This window comes from Brevundimonas aurantiaca, from assembly GCF_014199955.1.
GTDB classification, from domain to species: Bacteria; Pseudomonadota; Alphaproteobacteria; order Caulobacterales; family Caulobacteraceae; genus Brevundimonas; species Brevundimonas aurantiaca.
Genome location: NZ_JACHOQ010000002.1, coordinates 28,455 through 42,353, shown reverse-complemented (window position 1 = coordinate 42,353; position 13,899 = coordinate 28,455). Strand labels below are relative to the sequence as shown.

At 68.5% G+C, this 13,899-nt stretch carries 10 protein-coding genes; 4 read left to right on the top strand and 6 right to left on the bottom strand.

What is annotated here, in order from left to right; all coding sequences use genetic code 11:
* Positions 1-2 precede the first annotated feature (2 nt).
* The gene (locus GGQ93_RS04295) at positions 3-2,270 is read right to left on the bottom strand and encodes a sensor histidine kinase NtrY-like (RefSeq protein WP_183215335.1); all 2,268 of its coding nucleotides are present in this window, start codon (positions 2,268-2,270) and stop codon (positions 3-5) included.
* Positions 2,267-3,322: a tRNA dihydrouridine synthase DusB gene (gene dusB, locus GGQ93_RS04290; RefSeq protein WP_183215333.1), complete on the bottom strand. Its 1,056-nt coding sequence runs from the start codon at positions 3,320-3,322 to the stop codon at positions 2,267-2,269. The genes GGQ93_RS04295 and dusB overlap by 4 nt, the downstream gene beginning before the upstream one ends.
* A gap of 92 nt (positions 3,323-3,414) precedes the next feature.
* Here dusB and GGQ93_RS04285 point away from each other — a divergent pair, with 92 nt between their 5' ends.
* Complete coding sequence (locus tag GGQ93_RS04285) at positions 3,415-4,569, top strand: bifunctional 2-C-methyl-D-erythritol 4-phosphate cytidylyltransferase/2-C-methyl-D-erythritol 2,4-cyclodiphosphate synthase (protein ID WP_183215331.1); 1,155 nt, start codon at positions 3,415-3,417, stop codon at positions 4,567-4,569.
* A gap of 10 nt (positions 4,570-4,579) precedes the next feature.
* Here GGQ93_RS04285 and GGQ93_RS04280 read toward each other — a convergent pair whose 3' ends face one another.
* A complete protein-coding gene (locus tag GGQ93_RS04280) occupies positions 4,580-6,877 on the bottom strand; it encodes a spermidine synthase (RefSeq protein ID WP_183215329.1) in 2,298 nt (765 codons plus the stop codon).
* 40 nt (positions 6,878-6,917) lie between these two features.
* Between GGQ93_RS04280 and GGQ93_RS04275 the strand changes: the two genes are divergently transcribed.
* On the top strand, positions 6,918-7,409 hold the full coding sequence (locus GGQ93_RS04275; protein ID WP_182713086.1) for a CinA family protein: 492 nt from the start codon (positions 6,918-6,920) through the stop codon (positions 7,407-7,409).
* Positions 7,406-7,633: a sulfurtransferase TusA family protein gene (locus GGQ93_RS04270; RefSeq protein WP_054765913.1), complete on the top strand. Its 228-nt coding sequence runs from the start codon at positions 7,406-7,408 to the stop codon at positions 7,631-7,633. Before GGQ93_RS04275 ends, GGQ93_RS04270 begins: the two co-directional genes overlap by 4 nt.
* Before the next feature lie 10 nt (positions 7,634-7,643).
* Here GGQ93_RS04270 and GGQ93_RS04265 read toward each other — a convergent pair whose 3' ends face one another.
* Positions 7,644-8,603 (bottom strand): YihY/virulence factor BrkB family protein, encoded by a 960-nt coding sequence (locus GGQ93_RS04265; protein WP_224764333.1) that lies wholly within the window; start codon positions 8,601-8,603, stop codon positions 7,644-7,646.
* Between the two features lie 188 nt (positions 8,604-8,791).
* On the opposite strand from GGQ93_RS04265, the gene GGQ93_RS04260 reads away from it, so the two are divergent.
* Positions 8,792-10,099, top strand: coding sequence for a PleD family two-component system response regulator (locus tag GGQ93_RS04260; protein WP_183215327.1), 1,308 nt, complete (start codon positions 8,792-8,794; stop codon positions 10,097-10,099).
* Between the two features lie 4 nt (positions 10,100-10,103).
* Here the strand turns inward: GGQ93_RS04260 and mfd are convergent, their stop codons facing one another.
* On the bottom strand, positions 10,104-13,571 hold the full coding sequence (mfd, locus tag GGQ93_RS04255; RefSeq protein ID WP_183215325.1) for a transcription-repair coupling factor: 3,468 nt from the start codon (positions 13,569-13,571) through the stop codon (positions 10,104-10,106).
* Positions 13,571-13,897 carry a succinate dehydrogenase assembly factor 2 gene (locus GGQ93_RS04250; protein ID WP_182713089.1) on the bottom strand — a complete coding sequence of 109 codons (327 nt, stop codon included), beginning with the start codon at positions 13,895-13,897 and terminating at the stop codon, positions 13,571-13,573. Before GGQ93_RS04250 ends, mfd begins: the two co-directional genes overlap by 1 nt.
* Positions 13,898-13,899 lie beyond the last annotated feature (2 nt).

The window sequence follows — 13,899 nt, the reverse complement described above, 5'->3', positions numbered from 1 at the left end:
GCTTATTCGGCGACGACGCTCTGGAGCTTGCGCTCCGTCACATCGCCGGTCTTGCCGTGGGGTTTCAGGGGGAAGATCAGGCACACGCGCGCGCCGCGCAGGGTCTCGGCGTCCGCCAGCTTCAGCTCGCCGCCGTGGTCCTCGCAGATGCGTTTGACGATGGCCAGGCCCAGGCCCGTGCCCTTTTCGCGCGTGGTGACATAGGGTTCGATCAGGCGATCGCGGTCCTTGGCGGGAAGGCCGACGCCGTCGTCCTCCACCACAAAGACGGCCGTCTCGTTCTCGATGATCAGGGAGGCGATTATGGCCGCCGCCTCAGGTCCGGGCGCTGCGCCTTCGGCGGCACGGCGCGCCGCCACGGATTCGCCCGCGTTCTTCAGGATGTTGACCAGCGCCTGTCCCACCATCCGGGCGTCGCACCGCAGGCTCGTCCTGGGCAGGGGTTCGATCAGGTCCACGCCGATGTCGGCCGCCGCCACCCGCTGGGCGAACACCGCCTCTCGCAGCATTTCGGCGGGGTTGGCCGCCCCGAAACGCGGCGCGGGCATGCGGGCGAAGGACGAGAATTCGTCCACCATCCGGCCGATGTCCCCCACCTGGCGGATGATGGTGTCGGTGCAGCGGTCGAAGATCTCCACCTCGTCCACCTTGTCCCTGTATTTCCGCCTCAGCCTTTCGGCCGACAGTTGGATCGGGGTCAGGGGATTCTTGATCTCATGGGCGATACGCCGCGCCACGTCGCGCCAGGCGGCGTTGCGCTGGGCCGTGACCAGCCGGGTGATGTCGTCGAAGGTCAGCACCATCTCGCCGCCCTGACCGCCCTCGATGCGCACGCGCAGACGCAGGGTCTCGCCTTCGCGGCTCAGATCTATGTCCTCTTCTATATGGGCCTCGACCCGTCCGACCAGATCGCTGAGCTCGGGCGACAGGGTCGCCAGTTCACGGCCGAGAACCTCGGCCTCTTCGATGTGCAGCAGTTGCAGGGCGCTGTCGTTGATGGCCGAGATTCGTCCGCGCCGATCCAGACCGATCACCCCGGCGCTGACGCCGGACAGCACCGTCTCGATGAAACGGCTGCGATCCTGGGCGTCTTCGCTGGCCGCCTTCAGCGCCGACTGCTGGGCCTGAAGATCGCCCGTCATGCGGTTGAAGGCCTCCGACAGGGTGGCGATTTCACCTGGCGCCCCGTCGCTGTCCACCCGGGCGCTGAAGTCGCCCGCCGCCACCTGGCCGGCCGCCTTCACCAGCCGCCCGATCGGGACCGAAATGCTGCTGGCCGCCGACATGCCCAGCCAGACCGCTCCAACCAGAACCAGCAGGGCGGTCTCCAGATAGCTGAGAATGAAGGCCGATTGAATTCGGGCGCGGCTCTCCTGGGCTTCGCGATAGGCCTGGATCGACTGGCTCGAGGCGTTCATTCGCGCCACCAGACCGTCCTGGAGCGGCCGCACCAGATAAAGATAGGCGTCGCCATAGGCTGGCAGAGCGATCAGGGAGCGCACGGTGTCGGGGTGCTGGGTGACGTCCGTCGGCGGCTTGCCGCCCTGGACGGCGTCTTCCAGATAGGAACGCGGCGGAGCCAGATAGGGCGGCGCCCCCGGTCCTTCGGCTCGCGCCAGCACCTCCCGATCACCGTCAAGAATATAGATCGCGGGATAGCCGAAGATGTCTCCGATCTGAGCCAAGGCGTCGTTGAACTGAATACGGTCGTCGAACAGTCCGCGTGCGCTGGTCAGTTGATCCGCGATCGTGACGAGATCCGCATCGACGGCTGTGGCGACGTCCTGGATGTAGGCGCGCCCGACCACGGCGCCGTTTTCGACCGAGGCCTGGACGTTCTGACTGAACCATTGATCGACCCCCCGCGTCACGAGCACACCGAAGACCAGGGCGATGAGAACCGCCGGAATCACCGCCACCGTCGAGAACAGGGCCACGAACCGCAGGTGCAGGCGCGAACCCGCTTCGCTGGTGCTGCGGGCTAGGACCAGGACGCGACGTCCCACGATGAAGGCCAGACCCGAAATCAGGATCAGATTGGCGATCAGGACGAACAGCACGATCTGACCGGCCGATCCTCGCGCCGCACCGGCGCTGGCGCCCGGCGCCACCGCGACCAGCCATACCGCCGCCGCCGTAACGATAACGGCCAAGGCGTAGGCTAAACCGAAGGCCGCCCGCGCCCGCTCGGTTTCGAAACGCCCCCAGAACGACTCGTCGCCCGACGAAGGGTCGGTGCGAGAGGTCACGGCTGAGGGCGTATCCGTCATGCCACAGCAGTGTCCGCGAACTGTGGCGGCGTTTCAACAGCCGAATTGAGATCGCCTGGTAAATTTCGCCGCCACAGCCCCGCCATTTCCTGCTCGACGGCCGCTGGATCGTCCAGGCGGCAAATTCTTGCCTTGGCCTGACGACGGTGTTGCGGATCGGCCGGCCAGGGCGCCTGTTCGATGTACCAGCCCAGATGTTTGCGGAACATCTTCAGCCCCAGCGGCAGGCCGTAGAAGTCGATCGAGGCCCTCAGATGGTCGATCACGATCGCCAGTCGCGCCTCCGGCCCCGGCTCCTGGGGCGCCGTCGCGCCGCTCAGCGCCTGTTCCAAATGGGCCGCCAGCCAAGGCCGGCCGTAGACGCCTCGTCCCAGCATCAGACCGTCGGCGCCGGACCGCTCAAGGGCCGTGCGCGCGTCTTCAGGCGTGACGATGTCGCCGTTGACGATGACGGGAATGCGAACGGCCGCCTTTACGGCGCCCACGGCGTCCCAGTCCGCCCTTCCGGTATAGAACTGCTGGCGGGTTCGTCCATGGACCGTCACCGCCTTGACCCCGAGCGCCTCGGCCCGCGTCGCCAGATCCGCAGCGTTTCGGCTGTCGTCGTCCCAGCCCAGCCGCATCTTGACCGTGACCGGACGACCGGTGGCCCCCACCACGGCCTCCATGATGCGACAGGCCAGGTCAGGCGTCCGCATAAGGGCCGATCCGGCGGCCGAGCCCGTCACCTCCTTGGCCGGACAGCCGAAGTTCAGATCCACGATGTCCGCCCCGGCCTGTTCGGCCATGCGCGCCCCCTCGGCCATCTGCCCCGGATCGCGCCCCACAAGCTGGATCACGGTCAGCGGCAGGCCCGCGCCGACGGCGGCGCGCCGCGCCACGTCGGGCCGAGCCCGCGCCAGCTCCTTGGCCGCCACCATCTCGGTCGCCACATAGGCCGCGCCCAGTTTGGAGGCCAGGATGCGGAACGGCAGATCGGTGACGCCGGTCATCGGCGCCATCAGCACGCGGCCGGGCACGGTGACGTCGCCGATGGTCAAGGATTTGGACATTCCCGCCTTTCGCCGCATTGCGCGCCCTTTCGTCAAGCGCGACAGCGCGGATTGACGGTTTCCCGGCTCAACGTCGCGCTCTAGAAGACGGCATGATCTTCTCAGCCATCATTGTCGCGGCCGGTTCCGGAACGCGGGCCGGCGGCGAAAAACAGTGGCGGACCCTGGGCGGAAAGCCGGTTCTGCGCTGGTCCGCCCAAGCGCTTGTGGACGCCGGCGCCCAGGAGCTGGTCGTGGTCGTAGCGTCGGACGCTCAGGATCGCGCCGCCGAGGTGATGGACGGGCTGACGGGGTGGCGCGCCGTGGTCGGCGGGACGACGCGGGCGGAGTCCGTTCGCGCGGGGTTGGCGGCCCTCACCTGTCCCGACGACCAGCCCGTGCTGGTCCACGACGCCGCCCGGCCGCTGTTGGACGCCGCCGTCATCGCCCGCGTGGTCGCCGCCCTGGATCAGGCCGACGGCGCCCTGCCCGTCCTGCCCGTCGCCGACAGCCTGCGTCGGGGATCGGACGGGCTGATGGCCGAGGCGGTGGACCGCGAGGACCTCTGGCGGGCTCAGACCCCCCAGGCGTTCCGCCGTGGACTCCTGGAATCGGCCTATGCCGCCTGGAACCCGACCGAGACCCCGACAGACGAGGCCGTGGTGGTGCGCCGCCACGGCGGCCGGATCGCCCTGGTCGCCGGCGACGCCCGACTAATGAAACTGACCTATCCCGAGGATTTCACCATGGCCGAGGCCCTGCTGTCGCAAGAGACCCGCTACCAGACCCGCATGGGCGCTGGCTTCGACGTCCATCGTTGGGGGCCCGGCGATTCAGTTTGGCTGTGCGGGATCGAAATTCCTCATGATCAGACCCTGATCGGCCATTCGGACGCCGACGCCGGGCTGCACGCCTTGACCGACGCCCTGCTGGGAGCGATCGCCGCCGGCGACATCGGCGATCATTTCCCCCCCACCGACCCGAAGTGGAAGGGCGCCGCCTCCGACCAGTTTCTGATCCACGCCGCCGAATTGGTGGCGGCGCGCGGCGGCCGCATCGTCAATGTTGACGTGACCCTGATCTGCGAACGTCCGAAGGTGAAGCCGCACCGGCAGGCCATGCGCGAACGGATCGCCGATCTGCTGGCCTTGCCGCTGGACTGCGTCAGCGTGAAGGCCACCACATCCGAAGGGTTGGGCTTCACCGGCCGAGGCGAAGGCTTGGCCGCCCAGGCGGCGGCGACGGTGGAGATGCCGGTCTCGGCCTGATCCGGCGCCTTCAGCGCGCGGCCAGCCGCATCTGCCGCACCAGGGCTCCGAACAGGTTCACGTAGTCGTCCGTCCACGGCCGCACCTCCGTGGGCGACAGCCTGCGCCAGCGCGGATCTTCGCGATAGGGCGCCAGGGCCGCTTCGCTCTTGCCGATCACCAGAGCCTCGGTCGAGGATTCCGCCATCAGCGGCGCGTCCGACCGTTCCCGATAAATCTGGTGAAGAGCCGGCGCCCCCAGGGCCGCGGCCGCCGCCTCGGCCGGCAGGGTGATGTCCAGATTGCGGTTGGACAGGTGCAGCACCACCACCCCGTCCGGCTTCAAAAGCCGCAGATAGCCGGCGATGGCCTCCTGGGTCAGCAGATGGGTCGGTACGGCGTCGGAGCTGAAGGCGTCGATGATCAGCAGGTCATAGGAACCGGCGGCCTCCCGCGCCATGGTCAGTCGGGCGTCGCCCAGCACCGTCCGGATCGGTCCTTCGGCGCAACCATTGATGAAGCTGAACCAGCGCGGATCGCGCGACAGCCTATCCACCATCGGGTCGATCTCGAAAAAGCTCATCTGGTCCTGGCGGCGCTTATAGGCCGCCATGGCCCCCGAGCCCTGGCCCACGACCCCGATCCGGGCGCCGTCCGGCCGGTGCGCCTGGGCCATCAGGGCCGCCTGCCCCAGAGGCGTCGCCGTGGCGTAATAGAGGGTTGGCGAGCAACGGTGCGGTTCCGACTGCGCCTGGGCGCCGTGCAGGGTGGTGCCGTGCATCAGCACATGAACCGGTCCCCCCAGACCCGCGACGTCGGTATCGGCCACACGCATGACCCCGAAGAAGCTGCGCTCCGTCAGGGCCCAGTCATAGCCCCGCGCGACATGGTAGCCGGACCAGACCATGGCTCCCAGAACGACGGTGAACATGATCGCCCGGTCCCTCAGCAGGAAGGCGAACAGGGCGGCGACGCCGATCACCGCCTGGGCGATCCGCACCAGTTCGGCGTCCGGGACGACCGCGCGAATGTCGGGGGCGTAGCGCACCAGGGCCAGACCCAGCGGTCCGGCAAGGGCGACCAGGCCCCCGATCACACAGGCGATGATCTCCCATCGCCGCACCTCGCCTTCGCCCCATGGCCGCAAAAGGCCGACGGCGACCAGCGCCAGCGGATATTCCCAGACCATGTTGAAGATCAGGGGCGCAATCAGGGCGTTGAAGACGCCGCCCAGGACGCCGCCCAGCGACAGCAGCAGATAGAATTCCGTCAGCCGGCCCGGCGCAGGACGCCGCTCGGCCATCCGCTGATGGCACATCAGGGCGCAGAAGAAGAAGGCTGTCAGATTGACGACGAAGACGAACAGCCACTCCGTGGTCCGAAAGGCGACCAGGGCGCAGCCGGCCGCCAGCACCCCCGCCTGGATCGCCAGCGTCAGGGGGAGCGGCAGGACCGGTCGGTTCTGAAAGGCGATGACAAAGGTCAGCAGATAGAGGGCCAGAGGAATGACCCAGAGGAAGGGCGCAGAGGCCACGTCGGTCGACAGATGCGCCGTCACACCCAGCATCAGGCTCGACGGAACGGCCGCCAGCAGGATCAGCAACCCCTTCTCGCGCCAGGCGATCAGCGGCCCCGCCTCCAGGGGCGCGGGCTCTGCCGCCGCACCCGTTCGGACCCCGCGGCCGGACCAGGCCAGGGCGCCCAGGCCGGCGACCATCACCAGGAACAGACCATAGCCCAGGCTCCAGCCCAGGCGCTGGAGCGAAAGACTGGCCAGGGGTTCGATCAGGACCGGATAGGCCAGCAGGGCCAGAAAACTGCCCAGGTTCGAAGCGGCATAGAGGACATAGGGGTTCTTCGCGTCCGCCTGGCCCGCCCGCGCCCGCGCATACCAGGCTTGAAGCAGGGGCGCGGTGGCCGAAAGAATGGCGAAGGGGGCCCCGATCGAGAGGGTCAGGGTCGCCAGAAGCCAGGCCGTGGGCGCGTTTGGATCGGGATCGCCCAGGACGCCGCTGATCCGCAGGGGCAAAGACAGGCCTGCGGCCAGCAGAAGCGCCAGATGAACCAGCACCTGAAGCCGCATCGACCCGATGCGCTGCAGGACGTGGGCGTAGCCGTAGCCGGCCAGCAGCGCGGTCTGGAAGAAGACCATGGCGGCGTTCCACACCGACGGCGATCCGCCCAGGCTGGGCAGGATCAGCTTGGTCGCCATCGGCTGAACCACGAAGACCAGACAAGCCGAGGTGAAGACGGCCAGCGCGAACAGGAGAGGCGTGAGCCGCCCAGGGTTCGGGCGCGCCGCGCTTTTGGCTTGAACCACATCGGTCATGGTGCTGGTTAGAGCGGGACTCGCGGCCTATGGAAAGCGCATGTTCTCACAAGACATCCTGCGACTGGCGCAACAGATCGTCGCAACCGCGGCCGAGCGGGGACTGATGATCGCCACGGCGGAAAGCTGCACCGGCGGCCTGGTCTCCGCCGCCCTGACGGCCGTCCCCGGCTCCTCCGCGGTTCTGGATCGCGGCTTCGTCACCTACAGCAACGCCGCCAAGCAACAGATGTTGGGCGTGCCGGAGGCGACCCTGATCGCCCACGGCGCCGTCTCCGAGCCGACGGCCCGCGCCATGGCCGAAGGCGCCGCAGCCCAGTCGAACGCGAGCGTCAGCGTCTCCGTCACCGGAATTGCGGGGCCGGGCGGCGGCGGCCCGGACAAGCCGGTCGGCCTGGTCCATTTCGCGGCCGTGGGTCCGGGCGGGCTGGTCCACAGGATGGAGCGGTTCGGCGATCTGGGGCGCGACGCGGTCCGGATGGCGGCGCTCAGGGTCGCCTTGGAGATGTTGGCGGAGCGAGCCGCATCGTGACCGAACCCGTCGTCGTCGACGCCCGAGGCCACCGCTGCCCGGCGCCCAGCCTCAGGCTGCAAAAGGCCATGGCCGGGGCGGCGGCCGGCGCCCGTTTCGTCCTTCTGGCGACCGACCCTATGGCGCGCATCGACGCGCCGTTTCTGATGGCTCAGAAGCAGGGCCGCGTGATTTCGATCGAAGAGGTCGACGGCGTCCTGCGCCTTCTGGTCGAAGCGGGCTGAGTTTTCGACCCTAGGTCCGCGACCGCGTGCGGCGGCTGGCCCGCCGTTCCGACAGATCGACCACATCCGCCGCGGCGGAGGCCCTGCGCGCCTGTTCCGCCCTCTCGGCCCCGGCGGCGATCTCCATCTCGGTCGCGAAGGCGCCGCCGTAGAAGATGGCGTTGACGTTCCAGGACAGCCAGATCAGCAAAACCACCACGGCCCCGACCGAGCCATAGGTCGCTCCCAGAGGCGCGATCTGTTCGACATAGATGGCGCAGAGCCAGGATGAGACCACCGACATCAGGGTGGCCACCAGCCCTCCGGTGATCGACGGCAGCCAGGCCACCGGCGTCCGGTGACTCATGGCGTAGCGATAGAGCAACGTCAGCCCCACCACCAGGCCCAGGGCGGGCAGCAGGGCGTCGAGCGGCATCAGACCCGCATTGTCCCCCCTCGCCCCCGGCGAGGCGGCATGGGCCAGAATCCGCGCCGTCACCACGGCGCCGGACACGACGGTGAACAGGGCGAAGGCGAATATGGCGACGAAAAAGGCCAGTAGATTGAATTTGAAGAAGCCGTGAGGCTCAGTCTCATCGTGAATGAGATTAAGTCCCGCCAGCAACGCCTTGAATCCTCGATGGGCGGCGTAGGCGCCGACGAACAGGGCGAAGGCGCTCTGGGCCGAGACGGTCCGGGCGGAAGCCTTGGCCAACCGGGCGATCTCGTCGTGAAATATGGTCTGGGCCGCGCGCGGCAACAGGTCGGACAGGGCGGCGGCCTGGGCGCTGACCTCATTGATCGACAGGCCCAGCTTATAGACGCCGATCAGGATGGCGATGGCCGGAAAGACGGCCAGAAGGGCGAAGAAGGAAACGCCCCCCGTGTAGAGCATGACGTCCCGGCCCCAGCTGCGGGTGAAGGCGCGCACGGCCAGACCGCCCCAGAAGCCGGGCGCCTTCAGAACCGATCGGGTCAGCTGATCGCTCAATCCGGTCCCCACAACCGTTACAACAAACCCCTAGACTTAAAGGATTCTGGAACGGGGAAAAGCCCTGTCGACGCACCTGCCTTTGAGGGCGGCCTGCGAAGGCGATAGTCCTTTATAAAATGCGTCGCGCTATGGTGGTCCGCCTCGCATGCGGCTATGGCCCCAGCGACCAATGGGGAGGGACTGGCTTGGCTTTCGACGCGCGCGTTTTGATCCTGGCGGCTCATGACGCCCGTATCGGGCCGCTCGCCGCCGGCCTGGACGCGCTTGGCTGGACCACCGTCACCGCCCGCGATGTCGGCTCGGCCGAGGCGACGCTTCAGGACCTGCCGCTCGAAGCCGCCGTGATCGACTACGATTCCCTGACGCCGGACGCGGCGGTCCGACTGCGCGCGGCGGCCCAACCGCGCCGCCTGCCCATCATGGTGGTCGGCGCAGCCCCCGACTCGGTCGAGGGCGCCGATGTCGCCATGTCGGTTCCGCCGCACCCGGCCCAGGCCGCCCTTCGTCTCGAACAGCTCGGCCGCGCCGCCATCGCCGAGGAAGAGTTTCACCTGCGGGTCGCCACCTTCGGCCTGCGCGGCATCAGCCTGGCCGCCGACCCCGGCGCGGCGGCGCCTCTGCGGATCCTGGCGGCGGGGGTTGCGGACCGTCGCTTCCTGGCCCTGTCCAACGCCTTGACCTCTGCGGGCGCCGAGGTGGTGGCGGCGCCCACCCCCTACACCGCCTTCGACTATCTGCATGAGACCCTGTTCGACGCCGCCATACTGTGGGGCGCCAAGGACCACACCCCCGCCCTGTCGATCGCCGCAGGCATGAAGCGCAACACGCGCCTGTATCATATCCCGCTGATGCTCTATCTGCGTGGCGCCGACGAAATCAGCCTGAACGAACTGTTCAATCGGGGCTTCGCCGACGTCGCCTCGACCGAAACGCCGGAGCAGGAGACGGCGGAGCGGGTCCTGGCCATGGCCGGCGCCCACCGCCGCCACCTGACCATCAGAAAGGCGCTGGATTCGGTCCGCAGTCTGGACCTGATGGACGCCTCGACCGGCCTGTTCACGCCCGAACTCTTCGCCGCCCACCTGGGTCGGGTCGCCGAGGCGTCTCGCGTTCGCAAACGTTCCCTGTCCGTCTGCGTTCTCAGGGTGCGCGAGACCGAGCCCGTCACCTGGGCGCGCCAGGGCGGCTGGCTGGACCGGGCCATGCCCCAGATCGGCGCCATGGTCTCGCGCCTGGTTCGGGTCGAGGATACGCCGGCCCGTCTGGCCAAGGAGGTCTTCGCCCTGGCCCTGCCCGCCGCGCGCGGCGAGGCCGCTCGCCTGGCCGCCGAACGGATCGCCGCCGTCATCGGCTGCACCGCCTTCGACGCCGGCCCCGACCGCTCGCCCTTCGTCGCCGAATTCGACGTCGGCGCCGCCGAAATGCGCCCTGGCGAATCCGCCGGCGCCCTGCTGGAACGCGCCTCCGCCGACCTGTTCGACAAGGTGCGCTAGGGCCTTACGCCCCCGCCACCCGCGCCAGATCGGCCGTGATCCGCTCCGCCACCTTCAGCCGGTCCTCGGCCGTCGGCCAGTCCCCCGTCACGACGATCTTCTGATCCGGCCGGATCTTCCAGAAGGCGTGGTTCTTCTGGATCAGGCCGACCAGTCCGACCGGATTGGGGAAGCTGTTGTCGCGCAGGGTCAGCACCGCGCCGCGCGGCCCAATGTCGATCTTCTCGATACAGGCCCGGCGACAGTTGGCCTTGACGCCGACGATCTTCAGCAGCTGCTGCGCCTCGTCCGGCAGGGGCCCGAACCGGTCGATCAGTTCGGCGGCCAGGGCTTCACGATCCTCGGCCTGTTCGGCGTCGGACAGGCGGCGATACAGGCTGAGACGGACGTTCAGGTCCGGCACGTAGTCCTCTGGAATCAGGACGGAAGCGCCGACGTTGATCGACGGCGACCAGCCGCGATCCACATTCAGCCCCTCGCCCTTCTCGCGCAGTTCGGCGACCGCGTCCTCCAGCATCTGCTGGTAAAGCTCGACCCCGACCTCGCGGATATGGCCCGACTGTTCGTCGCCCAGCAGATTGCCGCCGCCGCGCTGGTCCAGGTCGTGGCTGGCCAGCTGGAAGCCGGCGCCCAGATTGTCCAGCGACTGCAGCACCTGCAGACGCCGCTCGGCCGACAGGGTCATCGGCTTGACCGGATCGGTGGTCAGATAGGCGAAGGCCCGCGCCTTGGACCGGCCCACCCGGCCCCGGATCTGGTACAGCTGCGCCAGGCCGAACATGTCGGCCCGGTGCACGATCAGGGTGTTGGCCGTCGGGATGTCCAGCCCGCTCTCGACGATGGTGGTCGAGACCAGGACGTCGTACTCCCCCTCGTAGAAGGCGCTCATCACCTCCTCCAGCTGGGTCGCCGACATCTGGCCGTGGCCGACGACGAACTTGATCTCGGGGACCTGCTCGCGCAGGAATTTCTCGATGTCCGGCAGGTCCTTCAGACGCGGCGCGACATAATAGGCCTGACCGCCGCGATATTTCTCGCGCAGCAGGGCCTCGCGCACCAGCACCGGATCCCAGGGCGTCACATAGGTCCGCACCGCCAGGCGATCGACCGGCGGGGTGGCGATGATCGACATCTCGCGAATGCCCGACAGGGCCATCTGCAGGGTGCGCGGGATCGGGGTGGCGGTCAGGGTCAGCAGATGGACGTCGGCGCGCAGGGTCTTCAGCTTTTCCTTGTGCTTGACGCCGAAGTGCTGCTCCTCGTCCACGATCACCAGGCCCAGGTCGCGGAAACCGACCTGTTCGGCCAGGACCGCATGGGTGCCGACGACGATCTCGACCGAGCCGTCCTTCAGCCCCGCCCGCGTTTCGGTCGCCTCCTTGCCCGTCACCATCCGCGACAGCTGGCGCACCTTGACCGGCCAGCCGGCGAAGCGTTCGGTGAAGGTCTTGTAGTGCTGGCGCGCCAGCAGGGTTGTCGGCGCCACCACCGCCACCTGTTTGCCGGTCATGGCCACGACGAAGGCGGCGCGCAGCGCCACCTCGGTCTTGCCGAAGCCCACGTCGCCGCAGATCAGGCGATCCATCGGCGTGCCCTTGCCCAGGTCCTCCAGCACGTCGCCGATGGCGTTCAGCTGGTCGTCCGTCTCCTCATAGGGGAAGCGGGCGCAGAATTCGGCGAACAGGCCCGGCGCCGGCGTCACCGCCTCCGTCTCGCGCAGCGCCCGCTTGGCGGCCAGGGCGATCAGCCCCTCGGCCATGGCGCGCAGCCGTTCCTTGGCCTTGGCCTTCCTCGCCTGCCAGCCCGCCCCGCCCAGCCTGTCCAGCTGCACCCCGTCGGCGTCCGTGCCGTACCGGGTCAGAAGATCAATGTTTTCAACCGGCAGATAGAGTTTGCTGTCACCGGCGTACGAGAGCTCCAGGCAGTCGTGCGGCGCCTCCTGGATGTCGAGCGTCTTCAGCCCCTCGTACCGCCCGATGCCGTGATCCAGGTGGACCACCAGGTCGCCCGTGGTCAGGGCCGAGGCCTCGGCCAGGAAGTTGGAGGCCCGACGCTTCTTGCGCGGCCGAGCCAGCCGGTCGCCCAGAATGTCGGTCTCGGAGATGACCGCGACCGCGTCCGTGACGAACCCGTGCTCCACCGGCAGGACGCCCCGCAGATACAGGTCCTTGGGCGCGGTCTGGACATCGGCCCAGTCGCGCACGGCGACGATATGATCCAGGCCGTGGTCGCCCAAAAGGGTCGCCAGGCGCTCCGACGAGCCCTCGGTCCACGAGGCGAACAGCACCCGACGCCCCTCGGCCTTCAGCGCCTGGGCATGGGCCGCGACCGCCTCGAACAGGTTGACGCTGTCCTGTGATCGCTCGGCCGCGAAGGTTCGTCCCAGCCGTCCGCCCGCGTCTTCGCCCCCGCCCGTAAAGGGCGTGAGCCGCCGCACCGACCGGCCGGCCAGAGCCTGGTTCCAGTCGCCGGCGTCCATATAGAGGCACTGCGGCGGCAGGGCGCGATTGGCGGCCGCATGCCCCCCGCCCTTGCCTTTCTGCGCCTTGGCCGCCTCGGCCCGCGCCTCATAGGCGTCGACGATCAGATCCCACCGCTCGGCGCGCGCGCTGTCGGCCTGATTGTCCAGAAAGACCTGCGCCTGATCCGGCAGATAGTCGAACAGGCTGTCCAGCCTTTCGTAGAACAGCGGCAGCCACTGCTCCATCCCCTGCCGCCGCGCGCCCTCGCTGATGGTCGCATACAGGGGATCGTCGCCCGGCGCGCCGAACAGCTTCAGATAGCCGGTGCGGAAGCGCGATATGGCGTCCGCATCCAGCAGGGCCTCTGACACCGGCGCCAGGGCCACCGCCGTCATCTGGCCGGTAGAGCGCTGGGTCTCGGGGTCAAAGGTGCGGATCGATTCCAGCTCGGACCCGAACATGTCCAGCCGCACCGGCTCCTCGAAGCCCGGCGGATAGACGTCCACCACCCCGCCCCGCACAGCAAACTCGCCCCGCTCCGACACAGTCGAAGCCCGGACATAGCCGTTGGCGGCGAAGTACCGCTCCAGCGCCTCGATATCGAGATCGCGGCCGACCCTGGTCTCGAACCCGGCCTGGGTCGTCACCGACTTCGGCGGCGTCCTCTGCATGGCCGCACCGACCGTCGTGACCACCAGAACGGGCGCGTCGCCGGTCTTGCGCTGGGCCAGGCGCGTCAGGGTCGCCATCCGCTGGGCGGCGATCCCCGCCGTCGGGCTCAGCCGGTCATAGGGCAGGCAGTCCCAGGCCGGATATTCCAGAATTTCGACATCTTGCGAGAAGAAGCGGAACGCCTGAACAAAGCCGCCGGCCCGCTGATAATCGCGCGCGACAAAGACCCCCACGCCGCCGTCGGCCTTGACGCGCTCCGCGACGACCAGGGCGTCCAGACCTTCCGGCGCCCCGCCCAGATCGGCGTCGGTCCGGTGCACAGTCACCTGCTGATCCATCAGCCGATGCCCTTGCCGACCTCGGCGGCCACATGCTCGCGCATGAAGGCCCGCACCTTGGCCATCACCGGCGTCTCGAACTCCGGCGGCGTCGGATCACGCTCGATGATCCAACCGTAGAGCCACTGGTCTTCCTCGTCGATCAGCCGCTCGAACACGTCCAGCTCGGCCTCGGTCAGGGTCGGCGCCACCTGGTCCGAGAACGGCCCCAGCACCATGTCGGCCTCGCGGAAGCCCCGCCGCCAGCACCGGAACTGGATCCGGCCCAGCCTCTGCTTTCGCTCGGGAGTCATCTCGTCTTCAAAACGCGCGTCGATTTCGGCCACAA